General features: G+C 74.1%; 23 protein-coding genes and 3 tRNA genes. 12 read left to right on the top strand and 14 right to left on the bottom strand.

All coding sequences use genetic code 11. The features are described from left to right. Positions 1–67 precede the first annotated feature (67 nt). The 6 genes from O2W15_RS05555 to O2W15_RS05530 all read left to right on the top strand — a co-directional run bounded on the left by O2W15_RS05555 (position 68) and on the right by O2W15_RS05530 (position 3,144). On the top strand, positions 68–1,075 hold the full coding sequence (locus O2W15_RS05555; protein WP_269178689.1) for a DUF3566 domain-containing protein: 1,008 nt from the start codon (positions 68–70) through the stop codon (positions 1,073–1,075). 72 nt (positions 1,076–1,147) lie between these two features. Beyond that, positions 1,148–1,221: transfer RNA gene (locus O2W15_RS05550), tRNA-Ile, on the top strand. Between the two features lie 116 nt (positions 1,222–1,337). Continuing rightward, positions 1,338–1,478: a DLW-39 family protein gene (locus O2W15_RS05545; RefSeq protein WP_166754335.1), complete on the top strand. Its 141-nt coding sequence runs from the start codon at positions 1,338–1,340 to the stop codon at positions 1,476–1,478. 85 nt (positions 1,479–1,563) lie between these two features. Continuing rightward, positions 1,564–1,636, top strand: a tRNA-Ala gene (locus O2W15_RS05540). Positions 1,637–1,732: 96 nt separating this feature from the next. Further along, the gene (locus tag O2W15_RS05535; RefSeq protein WP_269178688.1) at positions 1,733–2,269 is read left to right on the top strand and encodes a peptidylprolyl isomerase; all 537 of its coding nucleotides are present in this window, start codon (positions 1,733–1,735) and stop codon (positions 2,267–2,269) included. A 131-nt stretch (positions 2,270–2,400) separates the two neighbouring features. After that, positions 2,401–3,144: a rhomboid family intramembrane serine protease gene (locus tag O2W15_RS05530; protein WP_269164093.1), complete on the top strand. Its 744-nt coding sequence runs from the start codon at positions 2,401–2,403 to the stop codon at positions 3,142–3,144. Here O2W15_RS05530 and O2W15_RS05525 read toward each other — a convergent pair. Further along, the gene (locus O2W15_RS05525; protein ID WP_269178687.1) at positions 3,141–3,542 is read right to left on the bottom strand and encodes a PH domain-containing protein; all 402 of its coding nucleotides are present in this window, start codon (positions 3,540–3,542) and stop codon (positions 3,141–3,143) included. The genes O2W15_RS05530 and O2W15_RS05525 overlap by 4 nt on opposite strands. 99 nt (positions 3,543–3,641) lie before the next feature. On the opposite strand from O2W15_RS05525, the gene O2W15_RS05520 reads away from it, so the two are divergent. Next, positions 3,642–4,802, top strand: a complete 1,161-nt coding sequence (locus O2W15_RS05520) for a thiolase family protein (RefSeq protein ID WP_269178686.1) — start codon at positions 3,642–3,644, stop codon at positions 4,800–4,802. Positions 4,803–5,394: 592 nt separating this feature from the next. Here O2W15_RS05520 and crgA read toward each other — a convergent pair. Further along, positions 5,395–5,667, bottom strand: a complete 273-nt coding sequence (crgA, locus tag O2W15_RS05515) for a cell division protein CrgA (protein WP_036332496.1) — start codon at positions 5,665–5,667, stop codon at positions 5,395–5,397. Between the two features lie 151 nt (positions 5,668–5,818). Between crgA and O2W15_RS05510 the strand changes: the two genes are divergently transcribed. Both O2W15_RS05510 and O2W15_RS05505 read left to right on the top strand, forming a co-directional pair. Beyond that, positions 5,819–6,565 (top strand): DUF881 domain-containing protein, encoded by a 747-nt coding sequence (locus O2W15_RS05510; protein ID WP_269178685.1) that lies wholly within the window; start codon positions 5,819–5,821, stop codon positions 6,563–6,565. 145 nt (positions 6,566–6,710) lie between these two features. Then, positions 6,711–7,373 carry an aminodeoxychorismate/anthranilate synthase component II gene (locus O2W15_RS05505; RefSeq protein ID WP_269164088.1) on the top strand — a complete coding sequence of 221 codons (663 nt, stop codon included), beginning with the start codon at positions 6,711–6,713 and terminating at the stop codon, positions 7,371–7,373. Positions 7,374–7,400: 27 nt separating this feature from the next. Here O2W15_RS05505 and pknB read toward each other — a convergent pair whose 3' ends face one another. The 7 genes from pknB to O2W15_RS05470 form a co-directional block, all read right to left on the bottom strand. Beyond that, entirely contained in the window at positions 7,401–9,188 is a 1,788-nt protein-coding gene (pknB, locus tag O2W15_RS05500) for a Stk1 family PASTA domain-containing Ser/Thr kinase (protein WP_269178684.1), read from the bottom strand. A gap of 136 nt (positions 9,189–9,324) precedes the next feature. After that, positions 9,325–11,037, bottom strand: a complete 1,713-nt coding sequence (locus O2W15_RS05495) for a serine/threonine-protein kinase (protein ID WP_269178683.1) — start codon at positions 11,035–11,037, stop codon at positions 9,325–9,327. Then, complete coding sequence (locus O2W15_RS05490) at positions 11,037–12,476, bottom strand: peptidoglycan D,D-transpeptidase FtsI family protein (protein ID WP_269178682.1); 1,440 nt, start codon at positions 12,474–12,476, stop codon at positions 11,037–11,039. Before O2W15_RS05490 ends, O2W15_RS05495 begins: the two co-directional genes overlap by 1 nt. Further along, entirely contained in the window at positions 12,473–13,900 is a 1,428-nt protein-coding gene (locus O2W15_RS05485; RefSeq protein ID WP_269178681.1) for an FtsW/RodA/SpoVE family cell cycle protein, read from the bottom strand. Before O2W15_RS05485 ends, O2W15_RS05490 begins: the two co-directional genes overlap by 4 nt. Continuing rightward, the gene (locus tag O2W15_RS05480) at positions 13,900–15,321 is read right to left on the bottom strand and encodes a PP2C family protein-serine/threonine phosphatase (protein WP_269178680.1); all 1,422 of its coding nucleotides are present in this window, start codon (positions 15,319–15,321) and stop codon (positions 13,900–13,902) included. Before O2W15_RS05480 ends, O2W15_RS05485 begins: the two co-directional genes overlap by 1 nt. Then, positions 15,318–15,779, bottom strand: coding sequence for an FHA domain-containing protein FhaB/FipA (locus tag O2W15_RS05475; RefSeq protein WP_036332510.1), 462 nt, complete (start codon positions 15,777–15,779; stop codon positions 15,318–15,320). Before O2W15_RS05475 ends, O2W15_RS05480 begins: the two co-directional genes overlap by 4 nt. A 21-nt stretch (positions 15,780–15,800) precedes the next feature. Beyond that, entirely contained in the window at positions 15,801–16,598 is a 798-nt protein-coding gene (locus tag O2W15_RS05470; RefSeq protein WP_269178679.1) for an FhaA domain-containing protein, read from the bottom strand. A 223-nt stretch (positions 16,599–16,821) separates the two neighbouring features. Here O2W15_RS05470 and O2W15_RS05465 point away from each other — a divergent pair. Further along, positions 16,822–16,904 (top strand) — tRNA-Leu (locus O2W15_RS05465). Positions 16,905–16,951: 47 nt separating this feature from the next. On the opposite strand, the gene O2W15_RS05460 is transcribed toward O2W15_RS05465, so the two are convergent. The 4 genes from O2W15_RS05460 to O2W15_RS05445 all read right to left on the bottom strand — a co-directional run bounded on the left by O2W15_RS05460 (position 16,952) and on the right by O2W15_RS05445 (position 19,758). Next, complete coding sequence (locus tag O2W15_RS05460) at positions 16,952–17,980, bottom strand: hypothetical protein (protein ID WP_269178678.1); 1,029 nt, start codon at positions 17,978–17,980, stop codon at positions 16,952–16,954. Next, the gene (locus O2W15_RS05455; protein WP_269178677.1) at positions 17,977–18,627 is read right to left on the bottom strand and encodes an RNA polymerase sigma factor; all 651 of its coding nucleotides are present in this window, start codon (positions 18,625–18,627) and stop codon (positions 17,977–17,979) included. The genes O2W15_RS05460 and O2W15_RS05455 overlap by 4 nt, the downstream gene beginning before the upstream one ends. Before the next feature lie 145 nt (positions 18,628–18,772). Next, the gene (locus O2W15_RS05450; protein ID WP_269164210.1) at positions 18,773–19,150 is read right to left on the bottom strand and encodes a nuclear transport factor 2 family protein; all 378 of its coding nucleotides are present in this window, start codon (positions 19,148–19,150) and stop codon (positions 18,773–18,775) included. Positions 19,151–19,236: 86 nt separating this feature from the next. Beyond that, positions 19,237–19,758 (bottom strand): DUF1707 SHOCT-like domain-containing protein, encoded by a 522-nt coding sequence (locus tag O2W15_RS05445; RefSeq protein ID WP_269178676.1) that lies wholly within the window; start codon positions 19,756–19,758, stop codon positions 19,237–19,239. 172 nt (positions 19,759–19,930) lie between these two features. Between O2W15_RS05445 and O2W15_RS05440 the strand changes: the two genes are divergently transcribed. Further along, a complete protein-coding gene (locus O2W15_RS05440) occupies positions 19,931–20,866 on the top strand; it encodes an aldose epimerase family protein (RefSeq protein WP_269178675.1) in 936 nt (311 codons plus the stop codon). A gap of 60 nt (positions 20,867–20,926) precedes the next feature. After that, positions 20,927–21,142: an RNA-binding S4 domain-containing protein gene (locus tag O2W15_RS05435; RefSeq protein WP_269178674.1), complete on the top strand. Its 216-nt coding sequence runs from the start codon at positions 20,927–20,929 to the stop codon at positions 21,140–21,142. Between the two features lie 172 nt (positions 21,143–21,314). On the opposite strand, the gene O2W15_RS05430 is transcribed toward O2W15_RS05435, so the two are convergent. Further along, positions 21,315–22,289, bottom strand: a complete 975-nt coding sequence (locus O2W15_RS05430) for an endonuclease/exonuclease/phosphatase family protein (protein ID WP_269178673.1) — start codon at positions 22,287–22,289, stop codon at positions 21,315–21,317. Positions 22,290–22,346: the final 57 nt, after the last annotated feature.

Here is a 22,346-nt window from a genome sequence, read left to right as displayed (position 1 = left end):
TCTGCACCATGGCGGACCCGGTGGGTGCACCGACGCGGCGAGGGCCGCAGGGCGACAGGAGACTGGGATGAGCGACCGGGCACGCAGTTCGGTGCGTACCGACTCCCGTGAGGGGGACGGCACCGCCGACGCGGTACCGGAGGGCGCCCCCCCGGTCGCCGACCGGCCCCAGTCGGCCGGTGCGGCCACCGCGCCCTCGACGGAGGACGGCGGCCAGCCGTCGTCCGGCTCGCCGGCCGCGCCGGCTGCAGCTGGCCCGGCGAAGGCGGCTGCCCCCGCGAAGGCCGCTGACGGCGGTCCGGCGGGTGGTGGTGCGTCCTCGGCCGGCGGCGCAGCCAGGGCTGCGACGACCGGTCGCTCGGCCGGTGCGTCCCCGGCGAGCAAGCCCTCGGTGGCCGGCACCCCGCCGGTGGAAGCGTCCTCCCCGGCCAGTGGCCCGGGTCGGGGCGGTGCTGCCGGTGCCGGCACGCCGTCCGCTCCGGCGAACCGGCCGGCGGGCGCCGCACCGCGCAGCGGAGTGCCGGCGGCCGGCTCGGTCCCGGTCGACTCGACCCAGGCGGTCGGCCTGCCCCCGGCGGCTGCGCGCCCGATCGACCCGGCGGCCCGACCCGACCCCGCGCGCCCCTCGGCCAGGCCGGCGGCCCGGCCGGCCGGCCAGGGCGCCGGTCGGGCCCCCTCCGGCAAGGCGCGCGGCGCCGTCAACCGAGGCCCGCGCCGGGCGCGGCTGCAGCTGCGCCACATCGACACCTGGTCGGCGCTGAAGATCTCGCTCGTCCTCTCGATCGCGCTGTTCTTCGTGTGGATGGTCGCGGTCGGCATCCTGTACGGGGTGCTCAGCAGCCTGGGCGTCTTCGACACGGTCAACGACCTGATCGGGCAGCTGGCCACCACCACCGACGCCACGGACGGGGGCGGTGAGGTGATCACCGCCGGCGTCGTCTTCGGTGGCGCCGCGGTGATCGGGGCGATCAACATCGTGCTGCTCACGGCGCTGTGCACCGTCGGGACGTTCGTCTACAACCTCTGCTCCGACCTGGTCGGCGGCCTCGAGGTCACCCTCGCCGAGCGCGACTGAGCGAGCCGCACCCGCTGAGGCCCCCCGCGTCGGGGGGCCTCAGCCGGGCAGGTAAGCTGTTCACCGGTCCACGGGCCTGTAGCTCAGACGGTTAGAGCGCATCCCTGATAAGGATGAGGCCGGAGGTTCAAGTCCTCCCAGGCCCACCCGTGCACCGACGGCGGGCGACGGCGATCTCCACGGGGATCACGGTCGCCCGTCGTTGGGTCCCGGCAGCGGTCACCGGCACCGCGGTGGCCCACACCGTTCGAGGAGGTCCCGCGTGCTGAAGAAGCTGGCGATGGCAGCGCTCGCGGCCAGTGCCCTGGCGGCCGTGCGCAAGCGCAGCTCCGGCAAGGGCGAGGCCGACCTGTGGGCGGAGGCGACCCGCGGTCCGGGCTCGGTCAGCACGCCCGGCGCCTGATCCCGGGACTGCGGTCGACCGACCACCGCAGTCCCCCGGGGACAGCGTGGAAATGCCCTTCGGGGACAGCGTAGAAATGCCCTCCGGGGACGTAGCTCAATTGGCAGAGCACCGCCTTTGCAAGGCGGGGGTTAGGGGTTCGATTCCCCTCGTCTCCACTCCGGCCCCTCGAGGGCCCTCGCCGACCGCCGGGCACAGCCCGGACGCACCGGGCGCCCAGCAGCCTCCCGGTCAGCAGTGGGAGAGTGGTCGTCGTGACTGAACAGACCTCCGCCGCACGGCGCGCCGTCCTGCACACCAACCACGGCGACATCACCGTCGACCTGTTCCCCGACCACGCCCCCAAGACGGTCGCGAACTTCACCGAGCTCGCCGAGGGCAGCCGCGAGTGGATCGACCCGCGTACCCGCGAGAAGACCACCGACAAGCTCTACGACGGCACGGTGTTCCACCGCGTCATCCAGGGCTTCATGATCCAGGGTGGCGACCCGCTGGGTCAGGGCACCGGTGGCCCCGGCTACCGCTTCGGCGACGAGTTCCACCCCGACCTGTCGTTCAACCGCCCCTACCTGCTGGCCATGGCCAACGCGGGCCCCGGCACGAACGGCTCCCAGTTCTTCATCACCGTCACCAACACCCCGCACCTGAACAACAAGCACACGATCTTCGGTGAGGTGGTCGACGACGCCAGCCGCCAGGTCGTCGACGCGATCGCCACCGCCCCGACCGCCCGCGGCGACCGCCCGGTCGAGGACATCGTGATCACCTCCGTCGAGGTGCAGCGCAGCTGAGCACCCCTGAGGGCAGCGGGGGCGCCGGCGCGGAGCCGCAGCCGGCGCCCCCTGCCACCTGCTACCGGCACCCGGACCGGCCCACCGGGGTCCGCTGCGTCCGCTGCAGCCGGCCCATCTGCCCGGAGTGCATGAACCCGGCCGCGGTCGGCTTCCAGTGCCCGGACGACGTGCGGGCCGGCAACGCCACCGTCCGTCGTCCCAAGCGCACCACCGGGCTGCGCAGCCAAGTCCGGCGGTGGGGGCCGGTCACCCTCTCCCTCATCACGCTGAACCTGCTGGTCGCCCTCGCGACCGCCGGCTCGGCGATCAGCGTCGGCGTCAACCCGCTGCGCAGCTTCCGCTCACCACTGCAGGACGACTTCGCGATCGTCCCCTACCTGGTCGACGTCGGTGAGTGGTGGCGGGTGGTCACGAGCGCCTTCACCCACGTCGGGCCGGTGCACCTGGCGCTGAACATGCTCGCCCTGCTGCTGTTCGGCTCCGAGCTCGAACGGATGCTGGGCCGGGGCCGCTTCCTGACCGTCTACCTGGTCTCCGCGCTGGGCGGCGTGGCCGCCCTGCAGCTGTTCGGCGACTACCTCGGTGCGGTGGTCGGCGCCTCGGCGGCGATCTACGGCCTGCTGGGCGCCTTCGGCGTGGTCCTGCTGAAGCAGAAGCAGGACGTCCGCGGGCTCCTCACCCTGCTGGTGATCAACCTGGCGATCAGCTTCCTGCCCGGGGTGTCCCTGCTCGGGCACCTCGGCGGGCTCGTCGTCGGGGCACTGACGGCCGGCATCCTCGTCCTGGGCGGCCGCCGGCGGCCGGTCGTCGTCGGCGGGGTCGCCGCCCTCGTGGTCGTGCTGCTGGTGCTGGTGTTCGGCGGGCTGCGCTAGCGCCCTGCGCCGGCGGCGTGCAGGGCCCGGGCGACCGCCTCCGGGTCCTGCCCCAGCTCCCGGCGGCCCAGCACGACCAGGACGGCCTCGTCCGTACCGTCCTCCAGCTCCAGCGTGCGGGCGCGCAACCCCCACCGTCGTGACGTCCGCACCCGGGCGCGCAGCGCGGGCCAGGCGATCGTCGTCCCGCCGCTGAGCGCCCGCACGGTCACCCCGTGCTCGTCGGCACGCAGCCGGGGGCGCAGCAGCAGGTCGCGGGCGGCCAGGCCCAGCAGCAGGACGGCGCCGCCACCGACGAGGAACCGCCCGACCGGGTCGACCAGCAGGGTGGCCAGCGCGAGGGCCACGCCGGCGGCGGCCATCGCCACCGCCTCGCCGATCCGTGGCGACCAGTGCACGGGGCCAGCTTGTCAGCACCGCCCGCGGGCCGGTGCGCGGCGCCTAGCATCGAGCAACCGGACGTCTGAGACGTCACCGTCTGCGATGAGGAGTGGTCCATGCGCGATGCCGTCATCTGTGCCGCCGTCCGCACACCGGTGGGGAAGCGGCGCGGCGGGCTGTCCGGCGTGCACGCCGCCGACCTGTCCGCCACCGTTCTGCAGGCCCTGGTGGAGCGCACCGGCCTCGACCCCGCCGTCGTCGACGACGTCTTCTGGGGCTGCGTGAGCCAGGTCGGCGAGCAGACCAGCAACATCGGCCGGGTCGCGGCACTGGCGGCCGGCTGGCCGGAGACGGTGCCCGGCACGACCATCGACCGGCAGTGCGGCTCCTCGCAGCAGGCGGTCGCCTTCGCCGCCGCCACCGTCATCAGCGGTCAGGCGGACGTCGTGGTCGCTGGTGGGGTGGAGTCGATGAGCCGGGTGCCGATGGGCTCCTCGGCCGGTGACGGGTCGGCCGGCCGGCCGCTGGGGCCGCAGTACCTGGCCCGCTACGGCGGGGTCGCGCCCAACCAAGGGGTCGGCGCGGAGATGATCGCGGCGCGGTGGGGCCTGTCCCGGGCCGAGCTCGACGAGTTCGCGCTGGCCTCGCACGAGCGGGCCGCCAAGGCCCAGGCCGACGGGGCCTTCGAGGCGCAGCTCGTCCCGGTCCACACCCCCGAGGGCGCGGTGGTGACCGCCGACGAGGGGATCCGCACCGGCGGCACGCTCGAGGCGCTCGGAGCGCTCACGACCCCCTTCCAGGCCGACGGCGTGATCAGCGCCGGCAACGCCAGCCAGATCTCCGACGGGTCGGCCGCGCTCCTGGTCACCACCTCCGAACGAGCCCGCGAGCTGGGGCTCACCCCCGTGGTCCGGGTGCACACGACGGTCGTCGCCGGTGACGACCCGGTGATCATGCTGACCGCACCCATCCCGGCCACCCGCAAGGTGCTCGACCGCTCCGGGCTGGCGCTGGCCGACATCGGGGTCTTCGAGGTGAACGAGGCGTTCGCCCCGGTGCCGCTCGCCTGGCGCCGGGAGATCGGCGCCGCCGCCGAGGCGGTCAACCCCCTGGGTGGCGCGATCGCGCTCGGGCACCCCCTGGGCGCCTCGGGCGCACGCATCATGACCACGCTGGTCCACCACATGCAGGCCACCGGCACCCGGTACGGGCTGCAGACGATGTGCGAGGGCGGTGGCATGGCCAACGCCACGATCCTGGAGCTCCTCGACCGCTGACCGACCCGGTGCCCGCCGTCCACAGCCCCCGTCCACGCGGACGGGGGCTGTGGGCGTTCCGGGACAGTCCGCCGGGGTGGGGATGTCGACAACTCGTCCGGACACGCGCGGGAACGGCCCGTCACGCTGCTGGTTTGCGCTTCGGTGAGCCGGGTAGTAAGCGCCCGACCGCCTCCGGGCGAGCGACTCGAGCGAGCAGTTTTCCCACAGGTGTGTACACAGCTGGGGACGGAGTTCCACGGGTGTAGTTACCCCTGTGCCGTTTTCGTCCCAGTGGTCACATCGCAGGCATTCCCGCAGGTCAGCCGGGGGAGCTGCGGTCCGGAGAACCCACAGATCGTGGACAACCCGGTGGATGGCGGAGCACCCCGCCTGTGGACGGCGCGACCCGCTGTGCACAGACGATCTTCCGGCGAGCCCCTGACCTGCACGTTGACCGTTTGTCGACCCAGCGAGCCGGTCACGGCTCGCTGTGCACTGGTCACCGAGCGGAGTACCGACCGGTCAGCGTCGCCCGGGCGGACAGGGCGCACACGACGAAGGCCCCCGTCCCGGAGGGACGAGGGCCTGTCGGTCGAGCCGTGCGCGGGCGTCAGCGCCAGCGCATCGACATGATTAACCCGGCGACCATGGCGCCGAAGCCGATGGCGAAGTTCCACGGGCCCAACGTCGTCATGAGCGGGATCCGGTCGCCTGCCACGTAGTAGACGACGATCCACAGCAGGCCGAGCAGCATCAGCGCGACCATCACCGGGGCGTACCACCGCGGGCTCGGCTGGGCGGCCTGGGCCCGGGCCGCGCTCGCGGGCAGCACGCCCTCCGGCGGCGTGTAGACCGACTTCTTGCGCACCTTCGACTTCGGCACCTGGCGGACTCCCTCCCGGGCCGGTGGCCTGACGCCCCGGCGTGAACGCCCACCAGCCTAAGCTGAGAGGGCCAGCAGTCCCGCCCCGTCGCGCGGCGGCGTCACCCCTGTTCGCCCCTCCGGGGGTGGGCGGCGACACCAGGAGGTGTGCATGACCCGCATCGGGCGCCCCCGCCGGTTCGACCCGTGGGTCGGGCTCGTGCCCGTCGTCGCCCTGGCCGCCGGTCTGCTGTTCGCCACCTCCAGCACGACCGCACAGGGCACCGACCTGCGGGGCGGGGAGGTCACCGAGCTGTCCGCGCTGATCGAGGAGCGTGACTCCACCGTCGCCGGTCAGCAGGCCGAGCTGGCCGCCCTGCAGGAGCAGGTGCAGGCGCTCACCGACCTGGCGGCCTCGCGGAACGGGGAGGTCGCCGCCGTGCAGCAGGGGGCCGCCCCCGGGGTCAGCTCCGCCGGGCTCGCGGAGATCACCGGGCCGGGCCTGGCCATCGAGCTGGACGACGCCCCGCGCCCGTCCGCCGGCACCACGCCGACCGAGGGCAACCCGGACAACCTGGTGATCCACCAGTCCGATGTCCAGGGGGTGGTGAACGCGCTGTGGGCCGCCGGTGCCGACGGCGTGGCCATCATGGGTCAGCGGCTGATCTCCACCAGCGCCGTCATCTGCGTCGGGCCCACCCTGCTGCTGCACGGCCGTACGTACTCACCGCCGTACGTGATCACCGCCGTCGGGGACGCCGACGAGATGCGGGACGAGCTCGCCGCCTCCCCGGGGGTGCAGGTCTTCCAGGAGGCGGCCGACGACTACGGGCTGACCTTCGACGTCGAGGAGCAGGACCACCTGACCCTGTCGGCCTATGACGGCGCCCTGGACATGCAGTACGCCAGGGTCGGCTGAGCCGTCCTGCGCCCGGCCGTCCCGAACATGGTGACGGCGCACTCCTCCGTGTACACCTGAGCCCGTGGGGGCCCATCCGGGCCGCCCGACACCGCCCTCTGGAGATCGAGCCCCTCGTGTCCCGCACCGACGTGAGTGTCCAGCGATGAGCCTGCCCGCCGTCCGGCCGGTGCTCGTCGTCGACAACTTCGACAGCTTCGTCTACAACCTCGTCCAGTACCTGGGCCAGCTCGGGGTGCCCAGCCTGGTGCGCCGCAACGACGCGGTGACCGTCGACGAGCTCGCCGACCTGGACCTCGCCGGGGTGCTGCTCTCCCCCGGCCCCGGCACGCCGGTCGATGCCGGCGTGACCGTGCCGATGGTGCGGGCCGCCGCCGATGCCGGGCTGCCGGTCCTCGGGGTCTGCCTGGGGCACCAGGCGATCGCCGAGGCCTTCGGTGGCGTGGTGGGCCGGGCGCCCGAGCTGCTGCACGGCAAGACCAGCCAGGTCGTGCACGAGGGTGTGGGCGTGCTGGCCGGGCTGGACAGCCCGTTCACCGCCACCCGGTACCACTCGCTCGCGGTGGAGTCCGACAGCGTCCCGGCCGAGCTGGAGGTCACCGGCCGCACGCCGTCGGGCATCGTGATGGCGCTGCGGCACCGGGAGCTGCCCATCGAGGGGGTGCAGTTCCACCCCGAGTCGGTGCTCACCGAGGGCGGGCACCGGCTGCTGGCGAACTGGTTGTCCAGCTGTGGGCTGGCACCGGACCCCGCCCGCGTCGAGGCGGCGGCAGCCACTGCCCGCCGGCTCACCACCGTCACGATCTGAGCTGGCCACCCCGCGGGTGGCCCGTGCTCAGCCGTTGGGCTGCGCCGGTGGGGTGGGCTCCGTCGTCGGCGGAGCCGCCGGGGTGGTCGGGGTGGGCGTCGGCGTGGGGGTCGGGGTCGGGGTCGGCTCCGCAGGCGTCGGGACGGCGATCAGCAGCGTCACCGTCTCGCCGGCCGACACGGAGGCCCGCGGCCCCGGGTCGGTGTCGACGACGGTGCCCGGCGTGGCGTCGTCCCGCTCGACGTTGTTCGGCACGATGACGCCGTTGTCGAGCCCCGCGTCCACGAGGGCCTCACGGGCGGCGGGCTCGGTGAGCCCGCGCACGTCCGGCAGGGTGATCGAGCCGGTCGAGATGCTCAGCCGGAAGGACACGTCCGGGGCGGCCTGGCTGCCCGGCGCAGGGTCGAGGGCCACGACGGTGCCGGCGGGCTGCAGGCTGGGGACCTGGTCGGTGCTGGTGCTCCCGGTGAAGCCGGCGCCCTCCAGCCGGTCGATCGCCTCGTCCTGGTCGTCGCCCAGCACGTCGGGCACGGCGATGGTGTTGGGGCCGCCGCCGACGACCAGGTCCACCGGCTCCTCCGGGTCCAGCGGGGTGCCCGCGGCCGGGTTCGAGCTGATCACGGTGTCCTCTTGGGCCTGGGTGCTGGGCTCGCGGCTGACCGTGCCGACCTGCAGGCCCGCGGCCAGGATCTCGGCCTCGGCGTCGGCCTGCGGGTCACCGACCAGGTCCGGCACGGCGACCTGCTCGACCACGGGGGCCTCGGGCTCGTCGGGATTCGAGGTCAGGGCCACCGCCAGGCCGATGCCGGCGGCGATCAGGACGAGGACGGCGACGACGATGGCGATGATCCGGTTGCGCCGGCGCTTGTCGTCGGTCTGCCCGTCGTCCCACTCGTCGTTGCCGTACCCGCCGGGGGTCACGCCGATGATCGTGGTCTTCTCGGCGTCGCTCATCACCGGCGTCGCCTCGACCCGTTGGCCGGCGACGGCGCGCAGCAGGTCCGCGCGCATGTCGGCGGCGGACTGGTAGCGGTTCGCCGGGTTCTTGCTCATCGCCTTGAGCAGGATGGCGTCGAGCTCCGGGGTGATCTCCGGGTTGATCGACGACGGCGTCCGGGGGTCTTCCCGCACGTGCTGGTAGGCGACGGCGACGGGGGAGTCGCCGGTGAAGGGCGGGGTGCCGGTGACCAGCTCGTAGAGCAGGCAGCCGGCGGAGTAGACGTCGGAGCGGGCGTCGACGCCCTCGCCGCGGGCCTGCTCCGGGGAGAGGTACTGGGCGGTGCCGATCACGGCGGCCGTCGACGTCATCGTCGCGGCGGAGTCGGAGACCGCCCGGGCGATGCCGAAGTCCATCACCTTCACGGTGCCCTGCGGCGTGATCATGACGTTGCCGGGCTTCACGTCCCGGTGCACGATGCCGTTCCGGTGGCTGAAGTCCAGCGCCGCGCAGATGTCGGCGGTGAGCGACATGGCCCGCTCGGGGGGGAGGCGCCGCTCGCGGCGCAGGACGTCGCGCAAGGTGTCGCCCTCGACGTACTCCATGACGATGTAGGGGGTCGCGCCGGTGGCGGTGCGGTCCTCCCCCGTGTCGTAGACCGCGACGATCGCCGGGTGGTTCAGCGACGCGCTGGCCTGAGCCTCGCGGCGGAACCGGACCTGGGACGACGGGTCGCGGGCGAGGTCCTGGCGCAGCACCTTGACCGCGACCTCCCGGCCCAGCCGGAGGTCGCGTCCCCGGTGCACCTCCGCCATGCCACCGCGGCCGAGCACCCCGCCGATCTCGTAGCGCTCGCCGAGCACCTGGGGGGTGGTCATCGGTGGTCCTCTCGGGTGGTGCGGTGCGGCGGTCGCGGCTCCGGGGTGGCTGGACCGGGGAGCGGTACGCCGTCGCGGAGCCTAATCGCTGGCGGGCTCGCGGCAGGCACGACGCGAGCGCCGGGGGACGCGTGTGTCACTGGTTGCCTACGGTGCTGGCCGACCCCAACGCGTCCTCCTGGACGGCCGTGGTGGTCGGGGCCTCCGCCGGCGGCGTTGTCGAGGTGGTGGGGGCTGCGGGGGGTGGGGCCGACGACGTGGGCGGGTTCGTGTTCGTCGGGCTGCTCCGCGTGACCGTCGCGGTCACCGTGGCGGTCGTCGGGGGGGTGGGCCTGCCGCCGTCCTCGCCCTCGTCCCCGTCGTCGGGTGCGGGTGCCGCCGGCGTCGGGGCACTGCTCTGCTCGACGTCCTCGTCGTCCTCGGGGGCGTAGGCCTGGGCGGCCACGGCCAGCGTGATCGTCGCCCCCTCCGCCAGGGGACCGCGCGCGGGGTCGGCGGTCACGACGGCGTTCTCGGCCAGCGCGATCTGGGCCTCCTCCAGCTCCTCCGCGGTGGCGTCCTCCTGCTGCACCGTGAAGCCCTGGCCCACGAGTTGGGCCCTGACGAGGTCGGCGTCGTCCCCGACGTAGTCGGCCACGTCGAACGCGATGGCGCCGGAGGCACTGGTGGACGCCGATGCGGATGCCGAGGGCGAGCCGGCGCCACCCGGCGCCGCCGAGTCGTCCTGCTCGCCGTTCCCGGACATGACGAGGAACACCCCGGCGGCAACCAGCCCGACGAGGGCCAGGGCCGCAGCGGCCCACAGCAGCCGGGTGCGCCGCTGGTCCTGCGGGTCGGCCTCGTCGCCGGTCCAGCTGCTCGCCCCGTCGCCGTCGACCGGGGGGCCGTGCAGCGGGGGCATGGTGCGGGGCGCGGTCGAGGGGTTCACGGTGGTGCCCGGGCCGGTCGCCGGCAACATCGTGGTCGCCGTGCCGTCGTCCCCGACCACCTGGGTCATGGCGGTGGCGGCCGGCACGGGGCCACCGGCCGCCACCTGCCGCACCGCGGCGGCGAAGGCCGCGCCGTCGGGGAAGCGGGCCGCGGGGTCCTTGGCCAGGGCGCGCTCGATCAGCGCCCGCACCTGCCACGGCACGTCCGCGGGCATCGGGGGTGGGGGCCGGTTGATCTGCGCCAGCGCGATCGCCACCTGCGACTCGCCGTCGAAGGGACGCACTCCCGCGATGCACTCGTACCCGAGCACGCCGAGCGAGTAGACGTCGGAGGCGGCGGTCACCACGTGCCCCTGGGCCTGCTCGGGGGAGAGGTACTGCGCGGTGCCGACCACCATCCCGGTGCGGGTGAGCGGGGCGGCGTCGCGGGCGTAGGCGATGCCGAAGTCGGTCAGCTTGACCACGCCGTCCGGCCGCACGAGCAGGTTCCCGGGCTTGATGTCCCGGTGCACCATGCCGGCGTCGTGCGCGGCGGAGAGGCCGTCACCGGCCTGCCCGAGGACGTCGAGGGTCTGCTCGGCGGTGAGCCGCCCGCGCTCGGCCAGGATGGTGACCAGCGGCTTGCCCTCGACGAACTCCATGATCAGGTAGGCCAGGCGCTGGCCGTCCTGGGTGGTCTCGCCGTAGTCGTAGACCGAGGCGATGTTCGGGTGCGACAGGGCGGCGGTGTGCCGGGCCTCGTTCCGGAACCGGATGAGGAAGCTCGAGTCGCCGGTGTACTCGCTGCGCAGCACCTTGACCGCGATGATCCGGCCGAGGGTGCGGTCACGGGCCTGCCAGACCTCCCCCATCCCGCCGGTGGCGATGGGGGCGGTGATCTCGTAGCGGCCGGCCAGCTGGCTGCCCACGTGGACGGCCATCAGCCGCCGCCCTGCAGGTGGGCCTCGATGACCGCGCGCGCGATCGGGGCGGAGACGTCCCCGCCGGTGCCGCCGCCGTTGCGGATGAAGACCGCCACGGCGATGCTCGGGTCGTCCGCGGGCGCGAAGCCGATGAACCAGTTGTGGTCGGGGCCGGCGTTCTCCGCGGTGCCGGTCTTGCCGGCCACCTCGATGCCGCTGATCTGGGCGCGGCGGCCGGTGCCCTCGTCGACGACGTTGGTCATCATCGCGGTGAGCTGGTCGGCGACCTCCTCCGAGAAGGGCTCCGACAGCTGCTCGGGCTCGGTCTGGTCCAGCACCGAGAGGTCCGGGGCCTGGATCGACTCGACCAGGTACGGCTTCATCAGGTCGCCGTCGTTGGCGACCGCGGCGGCGATCATCGCGCCCTGCATGGGGGTCAGGGCGACGTCCCGCTGTCCGATCGAGGTCTGCCCCAGGGCGGCGTCGCTCTCGATGTCGCCGATCGTGCTGCCCTGCACGGTCAGGGGGATCTCGATGCGCTCTCCGTCGATGCCGAACGCCTCGGCCATCTCCCGGAGCGCGTCCTCGCCCAGCTCGATGCCGAGCTGGGCGAAGGCGGTGTTGCAGGAGATGGTGAGCGCGTCGATCAGCGGCTGCTCGCCGGTCGGGCTGCAGGGCTCGTTGCCGAAGTTCTGCAGGTCGGTGGAGGTGCCCGGCAGGATGTAGTCCTGCGGGGCCGGGATGACCGTCTCCGGCGTGTAGTCGCCGCTGGCCAGCGCTGCGGCGGCGACGACGACCTTGAAGATCGACCCGGCCGGGTAGCGCTCGGAGATGGCCTGGTTGGTCCGCGGGTCGGTCTCCATCGCGTCCAGCTGCTCGGCGTAGGCGCGGACCGCGGCGGTGTCGCTGCCGGCCAGCTGGCCCGGGTCGTACGTGGGCGTGCTGGCCAGGCCGAGGACCGCCCCGGTGGACGGGTCGAGGGCGACGACGGCGCCGACGTGACCGGCCAGGCCGGCCATCGCCGCCTCCTGCACGGCCGGGTCCAGGGTGAGCTCGACGTTGCCGCCGGAGGGATCCCGGCCGGTGAACAGGTCGGCCAGCCGCCGGCCGAAGAGCCGGTCGTCGGTGCCGCGCAGGACCTCGTTCTCGACCCGCTCGATCCCGCGGTTGCCGAACAGCACCGAGTAGTACCCGGTGGCCGCTGCGTACAGCGGTCCGTTGGCGTAGGTGCGCTGGTACCGCAGGGTGCTGTCGGTCTCGACGGAGGAGGCGATCTCGTTGCCGCCGACGACGATCGCCCCGCGCTCCCGGCCGTACTCCTCGGTGAGCACGCGGGTGTTGCGGGCGTCCGCGCGCAGGTCGTCGGCGCGGAGCACCTGGATCACGTTGACGTTGACGATCAGCAGGGTGAACAGCACCAGCACGCTGATCGCCACCTTGCGCAGCGGGGCGTTCACGGCTGGACCACCTCGGTCGGGGCATCGGTGAGCCTCGGCGGTGTGGCCGCGGCCGTGGCGGCCGGCCGGCGGGCGGCGTCGCTGATCCGCACCAGCAGCGCCACCAGTCCGAAGTTCGCGACCAGGGACGATCCGCCGTAGGCGAGGAAGGGCGTGGTCAGCCCGGTGAGCGGGAGCAGGCCGGTGACCCCGCCCAGGACGACGAAGACCTGCCAGGCGAGGGAGAAGGCCAGCCCGGCGGCCAGCAGCTTGCCGAAGCCGTCGCGGACCACCAGGGAGGTGCGCAGCCCCCGCTCGACCAGCACCAGGTAGATCACGATCATGGCGACCAGGCCGAAGAGGCCCAGCTCCTCACCGATCGCGGCGGCGATGAAGTCGCTCTTGGCGACCGGCACCTGGTCCGGCCGCCCGCCGCCGAGGCCGGCACCGAACAGACCGCCGGTGCCGAGGCTGAACAGCGACTGGACCACCTGGTAGCCGCCGGTGTCGGCGTAGGCGAAGGGGTCCAGCCAGGTGTCCACCCGCACCCGGACGTGACTGAAGAGCTGGTAGGCGACGAACGCACCGCCGGCGAACAGCAGCAGGCCGATGACCAGCCAGCTCGCGCGCTCGGTGGCCACGTAGAGCATCACCACGAAGATGCCGAACAGCAGCAGCGAGCTGCCCAGGTCGCGCTCGAAGACCAGCACCAGGATCGAGGCGACCCAGGCCAGCAGCACCGGGCCGAGGTCGCGGCCACGCGGCAGCTCCAGGCGGAGCACCCGGCGGCTGGCCAGCGCCAGCACGTCGCGCTTGTCGACCAGGTAGGCGGCGAAGAAGACGATCAGGCAGATCTTGGCGAACTCACCGGGCTGGATGGAGAAGCCACCGAACCGGATCCACAGCTTGGCGCCGTTGATCTCCGAGTTCGGCAGCACCGCGGGGAGCGCCAGCAGCACCAGCCCGATGAGGGCGAGGGTGTAGGCGAAGCGGGCGAGCGCCCGGTGGTCGCGCACGATCACCAGGACGGCGACGAACAGCACCAGCCCGACCGTGGCCCACACCAACTGGACCGGGGCGTCCACGCTCGCGGAGCTGCTGCCGCCGAGCTGGGTACCGGCGATGTCCAGCCGGTGGATCATCGACAGGCCCAGCCCGGACAGCACCGCGACGCAGGGCAGCAGCAGGGGGTCGGCGTAGGGCGCGAACCGCCGGACGACGACGTGCGCGACGACCCACAGCGCGGAGAACCAGAGGCCGAAGGTGGCCAGCTCCGTGCCCGGGGAACCGGTGACGGTGATGTCGATGATCAGGTGCGCGGCCATCGTGATGAGCACCGCGAAGCCGAGCAGGAGCAGTTCGGTGCCCCGTCGGGTGGGGATGGCCGTGCCGGGGGCGATGGCAGCGCGCGGGTCGGTGCCGGGGCCGTTGACCGGCGCAGCCACTAGTCGGCCTCCCGGCAGTCCACTCCCGGCTCACCGGAACGGGACAGCGCTGAGGTCGTCGGCTCGGTGGCGTCCGTGCCGGGCACGGTCGTGGTGACGGTCGTCGTGGCCGCGGCGGCGTCCGGTTGCCCCGGGACGGGGGCGGGGGCGGGCTCCGCCGGCGGGGCCGGGGTGGGTGACGGGGTGGCGGTGGCCAGCGCCGACGTCGTCCGGCACAGCGGCAGCTGCTGGCCGCGGAGGTTGGACAGTATCCGTGCGGCGTCGTCCGGGTCGTCGGCCGGGATCCCGTCGTTGACCCGGTTGCGGGCGGCCTGGGTGAGGTCGGTGGTGGCCAGCGCCGTCGCCTCGTCCAGGCGGTAGAGGTCCAGCCCGACGACGGAGGCGTTGAGCCCGCGGAAGACCCCGACCCGGTCGCCGTCGGCGGTCTCGGCGACCCCGACGAACCAGTGGCCCATCACGAACAGGTAGGCGCCGATCGTCGCGGCGCCCAGGACCACGACGGCGGCCAGCGCGAACAGCGCGGTGCGCAGCGGCCGGCGACGGCGCGGCGGTGGGGAGTTGGTGGTCAGCGCGGTGGACGGCCCGGTGGCCTGCGGGTCGGCGAGCGCGGCGCGACCGGCGGCCGACCGGGGGTCGACCTCACGCTGGCCGATGTGGTCGCCGGCGGCGCCGTCGACGACCGGCTCGACGAGCACGCCACGGCCGTCGTCCTCGACGACGTCGGCCACGATGCAGGTGATGTTGTCCGGGCCGCCGCTGCGCAACGCGAGCTCGATCAGCCGGTCGGCGGTCGCCTGGGCGTCCGGCTCGCGCAGCGCGCCGGCGAGCGTCTCGTGGCTGACCACGCCGGAGAGGCCGTCGGAGCACAGCATGTAGCGGTCGCCGGCGCGGGCGTCGCGCATCGACAGGTCCGGCTCGACGTCCTGGCCGTTGAGGGCGCGCAGCAGCAACGAGCGCTGCGGGTGGCTGTTGGCCTCCTCCTCGGTGATCCGGCCGTCGTCGATCAGCGTCTGGACGAAGGTGTCGTCGTGGGTGATCTGGTGCAGCTCGCCGTCGCGCATCAGGTAGGCGCGGGAGTCACCGACGTGGCACAGCCCCAGCCGGCCACCGGCGAAGAGGACGGCGGTCAGCGTCGTCCCCATGCCCTCCAGCTGCGGGGACTCCCGGATCACCTCGCGCAGGTGCTCGCTGCCCTCGAAGACCGCGTGCCGCAGCGCCTGGAGGAGGTCACCGGAGGGGGCGTCCTCGTCGAGGTGCTCCAGCGCCGCGATGACGACCTTGCTGGCGACGTCGCCCGCCGCGTGCCCGCCCATGCCGTCCGCGACGGCCAGCAACCGCGGCCCGGCGTACACCGAGTCCTGGTTGGTGCCGCGGATCAGACCGCGGTCGGAACGCGCCGCATAGCGGAGGACCAAGCTCATGAACGCAGCTCCAGGACGGTCTGCCCGATCCGGATCGGCTGACCGGGGGCCACCAGCAGCGGGCCCTGTACCCGCTGCTGGTCGAGGTAGGTGCCGTTGGTGGACCCGAGGTCCTCCACATACCACTGGCCGCCGCGGTTGGTCAGCCGCGCGTGCCGGGAGGAGGCGAAGTCGTCGGTGAGCACCAGGGTCGAGTCGTCGGCGCGGCCGATCAGGATGGCCTGTTCCCCCAAGGTGATGCGGGTGCCCGACAGCGGGCCGGCGGTCACGACGAGGTGGCGGGGCCCGCGGCCACCGCGCTTGCGGGCGGCGGCGGCGCGGGGCGGCACCGAGGCCACCCGGCCGGCCCGGCCGCCGAACAGGTCGGCGCGGACCACCCGGAAGGCGGCGAAGACGAACAGCCAGAGCAGGATCAGGAACCCGAAGCGGAAGGCCTGCAGCACGATCTCAGCCGGCACAGCGACCCCCGGGGACCGCGCTCACGCGCCGTCCTGTCGGTACACCAGCACCGAGTGACCGATGCGGAGGACGTCGCCGTCGGCCAGCTCCTGCCGCCCCACCCGGCGACCGTTCACCAGCGTGCCGTTGGTCGAGCCGAGGTCCTCGACGACGACCGCGCTGCCGACGAGCTGGACGTCGGCGTGCTTGCGGCTCACCCCGGTGTCGGGCAGCCGGACGTCGGCCTCGGTGCCGCGGCCCAGCACGTTGCTGCCCTGCTCGAGCACGTGCTTGGTGCCCGGGCCGTCGACGACCAGGACGTGGCTGACCCGCTGGCCGGGGCGGCCCACGACCGAGGGGTCCTGGGCGCCGGTGTCGGTGGCCCCCATGGCGGCGCCGGGCAGCCGCGGCAGCGGCGGCAGGCCGGGCGGCGGGGGCGGTGGCGCGGCCGGCGAGCGCTGCGAGGCCCCGCCGGTGACGTGCGAGCCGACCTCGAAGACCCCGGTGCGCAGCTCCTCGTCGAGCTCCAGCCGGACCTCGATGTCGCCGAAGGTCTGGTAGCCCTCGCGCTCGATGTGCTCGGCGACCATGTCGGCGAGCTCAGCGGCCAGCTGCTCGGACCACTCGACCAGGTTCTCGTGGTCGGTGGGGCCGAGGGTCACGACGAAGACGTTCGGGGCGAGCACCCGGTCACCACTGAGCACCGAGCGCTGCTCATCGGCCTCGCGCTGGAGGGCATGGGCGATCTCGGCGGGGTGCACCTTCCCCTTGAACACCCGGGCGAAGGCCAGCCCGACCATGCCCTCGAGGCGTCGTTCGAAGCGCTGCAGCGCACCCACAGTCGCTCCCTTGCGCTCGGTCGACCTCCCACTGCCCTGAGTGCCGATCGTAACCGGGGGAGAGTCGCCGGAACGGTCGGGAAGCACAGGACGCCCCGGACGATCTCGTCCGTGCCGTGTCGACACACCGTTCTACCAGCGCGCCGCCGGCGATGGTCGGTGCCGTGCCGAGCGGGGGGCTGCGAGGGGCTGCGCCGGGGGCTGCTACTGTCCTTCCTCGCCAGGGCAAGTGGCGGAATGGCAGACGCGCACGGTTCAGGTCCGTGTGTCCGAGAGGACGTGGGGGTTCAACTCCCCCCTTGCCCACCCGCACGTTGGCCCCCTCCCGATCCGAGAGGGGGCCTTCGTCGTGCTCAGGGGCGGTGGGTCACCTGCTCGGCGAACTCGAGCACCTGCTCCTGGGTGAACGCGTCGGGCACCTGCAGGGTGAACGTCGTCCCGTCGGCGAACTGCGCCTGCAGGAACCAGCCGCGCTGGTCCAGGTACCCGGTGTCGACCAGCACCAGCTGGGCCGGCCGGTCGTGCACGACCACGTCCAGCTGCGGGCCGATCGGGCCCATGATGCTGTCGCGCACCTGGTCGGCCGGGGCCACGTCCTCCGGCAGCGGGACGTGGACGGTGATCTCCTGCTGCTCGTACGCGTCGTTGACCAGCGTCAGCACCCGGCCCATCTTGAAGAACTGCACCGACCAGCCGGCCGGTGCCAGCCCGATGTCCAGGGTCGCGGGCTGCGGTCGGTCGACCAGGGAACCGGCGATCTGCAGCATCCGGGTGCTGGTGCCATAGCGCCCGTACGCGTCGAGCGTCACCCACTGGTCGTCCGACCGTTCCCAGCTCAGCCAGGTGGACGAGCGACGGGGGCAGTCCTCGACGGGGTCGTCGCCGGTGCACCAGGTGGAGGAGTAGCGGACCAGCTCGGCGTCCTCGCCGTCGACGGTGACCTCCTCGGTGGCGGTGACGTCCCGGTCTCCCAGCTCCGGTTCGTCGTCGCCCACGTACAGGGTGAAGCCGTGCTCACCGGTGGGGTCGTCGTAGGCGGCGATCGAGGCGCCGTCGGCGTCGCCGTCGAAGGCCGGGCGGAGCCCGTCGGGGACCGGTTCGAGCGAGAGCGGGAACGTGGGCATCTGGAAGTCGACGAGCCTGACGCTGTCGGCCGGCGTCCCCGGACCGTCCGGCGCGGCGATGACGACGGCCGCCGTCCAGGCCGCGGCGACGGCGACCCCCGCGGCACCCAGCCGCCACGTCGTCCGCCGGCTGGGCCGCCGGCGGCGGACGGGACCGTCGATCTCCGCCAGCAGGGCGGCCCGGGCGGCGGAGCGTGCGGCGGGGGAGAGGGCCGGCGCCTCGGGGCCGGCCTCGCGGAGTGCGGTGAGCTCGTTCATCGGGTCTCCTCCGGGGTGTCGGCGAACGGGGAGACGTCCCCGAGCGCGGTGCGGGTCTGCCGGCGGGCACGGTGCAGCCGGGAGCGGACCGTCCCGACCGGGACGTCGAGGACGGCGGCGATCTCCTCGTAGGTCAGGTCGCCCCAGGCGAGCAGGAGCAGCGCGTCCCGGTCCCGGGGCGCCAGCGCCGCCAGCGCGCCGGCCAGCGGGCCGCGCAGCGCCTGGGCGTCCAGCCGGTCGACGGTGTCCGCGGGGTCGGCGGCGTGCTCCTCCGGCTGCCCGGCGGCCTTGGCCAGCGTCCGGTAGCGGCGTCGCTCAGTGCGCTGGTGCCCGTGTACGACGTGGGTGGCGATGCCCAGCAGCCAGGGGCGGACCTCCACGTGCTGCGGGCGGTAGGCCGCGCGCCGGCGGAACGCGATGAGGAACGTCTCGCTGAGCAGGTCGTCGGCGAGGTCGCCCACCCGTCGGCCGAGGTAGCGGTGCACGGCGGCGGCGTGCCGGTCGAACAGTGCGGTGAACTGCTCCGGCTCGGCGGTCGAGCGGGCGATCAGCTCGGCGTCGGTGGGCAGGGCCGAGGGCAGGGCCCGCAGCGGCACCGGACCCGGCGGAGGGTCGATCGACCGGCGCACGGAGCGGAGTCCGACCACGGGTGGTGATTCTCCGGCAGCGGAGGGTGGGCTCGTCACACCCCTTCATGGCCGGACCCGGCGATCCGGTTCACGGCCGACCGACGTCGGTACAGCAGCGCCCCGGTGGCCAGGTGGTCACCGGGGCGCTGCTGTGGTGCTGAGGTCAGGCGGTGCCGCTGCGGCCCTGGATGAAGGCGGCCGAGTCGTAGTACGTGCGGACGCCGGACAGCTCGTCCTCGTCGCCCTCGATCAGGGTGACCCCGCGGTAGGTGAACGGCTTCCCGTCGCGCAGGGTGCCGGTGGAGGTCCACTCCAGCGCCGCACTCGACTCACCGACCACGGTGTGCGTGAACGTCGTCTCGATCTCGTCGAAGACGTCGCGGTAGTCGGTCCAGAACGTCTGCGCGCCCTCCCGGCCCCGGGTCTCGTGGTGCTCGTCGAGCTTGACCAGCTGGGTGTCCTCCCCCGCGAGCTCGACGAGGGGGCCGGGGTCGCGGTCGGCGTCCAGCCGGTGCAGAGCATCGGCGAAGCGGTCGGTCATGGTGTGCACGGGGTCCTCCGGAGGTCCTGGGCTCGGACCCGTCCGCTACCCCCACCGTCCCCGGCTGACCCGGGACACGCCCGGGTTCAGCGCCGGTCGCCGTGTGGCAGCCGGCCCTGGTCGTCGGAGCTGGTCCCGCGCTGCCCGCCGACGGTCTGGGCGAGCAGGACCAGCCCCCACGGCCCGATCACCCAGATCGGCCACGGGTAGAGCCACCCGTCGGTGGCCAGCGAGGTGATCAGCCAGATGCTCACCACGATCACCGCGGTGCTCAGCCAGCTCGCCCAGGCCGCGCGCATGCTCGCGCCGCCGGCCCAGGGGACGGAGCTGCCGTGCCAGCCGTGGGCTGCCCAGGGGCCACCCCCGGCCGGGCCGGCCGGCGGGCCGGCGACGGCGGGGGCCTCGGGGGTGTGGCTCCCGGCCGGCTCGGTGGCGGGGAGGTCGGTGGTCAGCTCGGCGAGCTCGCCGTAGGTGCGCGCCGCGTAGGCCCGGGCCAGCCGGTCGTCGTACTCGGCGACGGTGAGCCGGCCGGCGGACATGTGCCGGCCGAGGACGTCGGCGACCGCCGCCCGGTCGGCATCGGCGGCGCGCAGGTGGGGCTCGGGCATCGGTTGCTCCTCGTCGTCGGTGCCCGTCCAGTCTGTCGCTGCACGGCCCGCCGAGGCCACTGACGTCTGTCACGACCCGTCGGTGACCTGGGTCAGGCGGCAGGTTCCACGTGGAACGGCGGCGCCTGCGCTGTGGTGAGCTGTCCGCGAACCGTCTCCCCGGGAGGACCGCATGCCGCTCGAGCCCTCGTCCACCGACCTCCGCTGGCCGGCCACCGAACCGCGCGACGTCGAGGTGACCGCCGGCCCCGCCCGGCTGGCCGTGGACCTGCGCGGCGGAGCCCTGCGCGAGCTCGTCGTCGGCGACTGGCACGTGCTGGACGGGTACGCGTCGGGCACCGTCCCGGCCGGGCGGCGCGGCGGCGTCCTGCTGCCCTGGCCCAACCGGCTCCGCGGCGGGCGCTGGTCCTGGCGTGGCCGGGAGCTCCAGCTGGACGTGGTCAGCGAGTCCTCCCCGAACGCGGTGCACGGGCTGGTCACCGCTCAGCCCTGGCAGGTGCTGGCCCAGCGCGCCGACGCCGTCACGGTCGGGACGACGATCGAGCCGCGCACCGGCTGGCCGTTCCGGCTGGCCGTCGCCGTCGACCACACGCTGACGGCCGACCAGCTCACCGTGACCGTGCGGGTGCGCAACGCCGGGGACGAGGACGCGCCGTTCGGGGCGGGGATGCACCCCTACTTCTCGGTCGGCGCGCCGGCCCCGGGCGACGTGGCCGCGGCCGAGCTGACCGTGCCTGCCCGCACCGCCCTCGTGCTCGACGGCGGCCTGCCCACCGGTGAGCGACGCCCGTACGACGGCGCGGTCGGCCGGATCGGGGACCGGTCGATCGACACCGCCGTGACCGACCTGGTCCGGGACGACGACGGCTGGGCGCGCACCCGGCTCAGCGGGCCGGCCGGTGCACTCGAGGTGGCCGTGGACCCGACCTGGCCCTGGCTCCAGGTCTACACCGGCGACACCCTGCCGGCGGACCAGCGGCGGCGCAGCGTGGCCGTGGAGCCGATGACCTGCCCGCCGAACGCGCTGGCCGACGACGTGGACGTGCTGGTGCTCGCGCCGGGGGAGACCTGGTCGGGGACCTGGACCGTGGGGTGGACCCCGGCCTGAGCAGCGACCTCACGGTGGGCGATGTGCTGACCCCGGCGTGCGGCGGGGAGGATCAGTGCCGTGCGCACCATCGAACTCCGCTCCGGCGAGGACACCATCCGGCTGGGTCAGCTGCTCAAGCTGGTCGACGCCGTCCCCACCGGGGCCCAGGTCAAGGACGTGCTGGTCGCCGGGGACGTCCAGGTGAACGGTGAGCCGGAGGAGCGTCGCGGCCGCCAGTTGCACCGCGGCGACGTCGTCTCGGTGGCCGGGCAGGACGACGTCCGCATCGCTTGACCTGCCGATCGGGTGTGCGCCCGTGCGCATGCGGTCACCCCGCGCGGGCGATCGGGTGAGTTAACGCAGATGTCACACAACTCGCGTGCACCCGGTCGGGATGCGGGCATGAGATGCAGTGCCCGGGCGGCGGTGCCGCGAACCCGCCGCCCGGGACACTCCCTCCCGATGATCAGCTGACCGCCGGCAACCGCAGGTCGGCGACGAGGGCCCGGTGGTCGGTGCCGGGCACGTGCACCACCTGCAGGCCGTCCACCGCGATCCGAGGGTCGACCAGGACGTGGTCCAGCGTGAGCCGCGGGTGCGACACCCGCATCGGCCACCAGGTGGCCCGCCGGGCCGCGCCGACCGCCGCCGCGGCGTCCACCCAGCCCCGGCGCAGCAGCTGTCGGAAGGCGGCGTGGTCGGGGGTGGCGTTGAAGTCGCCGGCCAGCACGCGCAGCACCCCCGGCTCCGGGTCGGGCAGCAGCCGCAGGTCCGCTGCCCAGCTGGCGACCTGGGCGGGGGAGCTGGTCGGCGGGTGCGTGTGCACCGCGGTCAGCTCGACGTCGGGTGCACCGGGCACGACCAGCCGGGCCGCAGGCTGCCCGAAGCGCCCCGGCGCCACCGTGCGCGCCCGGATCTCCAGCCGGGTCCAGAGCGCCCCGCCGGCGCCGGCGGGCTGACCCTCCCCGGCGGGCACCACGTGACCGGCGGGCAGCAGGTCGGCCACCCCGGCGGCGAGCAGGCCGGACACCGCCTCGGGGGTGACCTCCATCAGGGCCAGCACGTCGGCGTGCTGGTCGGCCGCGAGGGCCAGCAGCGCTGCCGGGTCGGCCCGGCCGTGCAGCATGTTGGCCGACACGACCCGCAGCCGTGGCCCCTGTGGTTGCCGCGCCGGCGCGGCGTGGGCCGTGGGCCGGAGCACCGCGGCCGCCAGCCCCGCGGCTGCGGCGGCCGACAAGGCAGTGGCACCGCGCGAACGGGACACCAGCGCGGCGGTCAGCGGCAGCACGCTGGTGGCCGCGACGTACGGCGTGAAGGCCAGTGCGGGCACGAGGGGGAAGCCGCGTTCGGTGCCGGTCAGCCGGAGCGCCGCCGCCACGGCCCACGGGACCGCGAAGACGGTGGGGGTCCAGCGGCGGCGCGCGGCAGGTCGGCGGGGCACGGGTCCATGGTGCCCAGCGCGAGACGGTGATCACCGCCGGGTGCGCCGTTCACCCGC

Origin of the sequence: Modestobacter sp. VKM Ac-2979 (assembly GCF_026967995.1) — a bacterium.
Taxonomy (GTDB): domain Bacteria; phylum Actinomycetota; class Actinomycetes; order Mycobacteriales; family Geodermatophilaceae; genus Modestobacter.
This window is presented reverse-complemented; position numbering and strand designations above follow the sequence as displayed.

Bases quoted from the DNA above. Each gene is read 5' to 3' on its own strand.
- O2W15_RS05440 (WP_269178675.1), top strand. From the start codon at position 19,931: ATGCCGCTCGAGCCCTCGTCCACCGACCTCCGCTGGCCGGCCACCGAA.
- O2W15_RS05520 (WP_269178686.1), top strand. From the start codon at position 3,642: ATGCGCGATGCCGTCATCTGTGCCGCCGTCCGCACACCGGTGGGGAAG.
- O2W15_RS05460 (WP_269178678.1), bottom strand. From the start codon at position 17,980: ATGAACGAGCTCACCGCACTCCGCGAGGCCGGCCCCGAGGCGCCGGCC.
- O2W15_RS05510 (WP_269178685.1), top strand. From the start codon at position 5,819: ATGACCCGCATCGGGCGCCCCCGCCGGTTCGACCCGTGGGTCGGGCTC.
- O2W15_RS05450 (WP_269164210.1), bottom strand. From the start codon at position 19,150: ATGACCGACCGCTTCGCCGATGCTCTGCACCGGCTGGACGCCGACCGC.
- O2W15_RS05480 (WP_269178680.1), bottom strand. From the start codon at position 15,321: ATGAGCTTGGTCCTCCGCTATGCGGCGCGTTCCGACCGCGGTCTGATC.
- pknB (WP_269178684.1), bottom strand. From the start codon at position 9,188: ATGACCACCCCCCAGGTGCTCGGCGAGCGCTACGAGATCGGCGGGGTG.
- O2W15_RS05555 (WP_269178689.1), top strand. From the start codon at position 68: ATGAGCGACCGGGCACGCAGTTCGGTGCGTACCGACTCCCGTGAGGGG.
- O2W15_RS05495 (WP_269178683.1), bottom strand. From the start codon at position 11,037: ATGGCCGTCCACGTGGGCAGCCAGCTGGCCGGCCGCTACGAGATCACC.
- O2W15_RS05445 (WP_269178676.1), bottom strand. From the start codon at position 19,758: ATGCCCGAGCCCCACCTGCGCGCCGCCGATGCCGACCGGGCGGCGGTC.
- O2W15_RS05505 (WP_269164088.1), top strand. From the start codon at position 6,711: ATGAGCCTGCCCGCCGTCCGGCCGGTGCTCGTCGTCGACAACTTCGAC.
- O2W15_RS05530 (WP_269164093.1), top strand. From the start codon at position 2,401: ATGAACCCGGCCGCGGTCGGCTTCCAGTGCCCGGACGACGTGCGGGCC.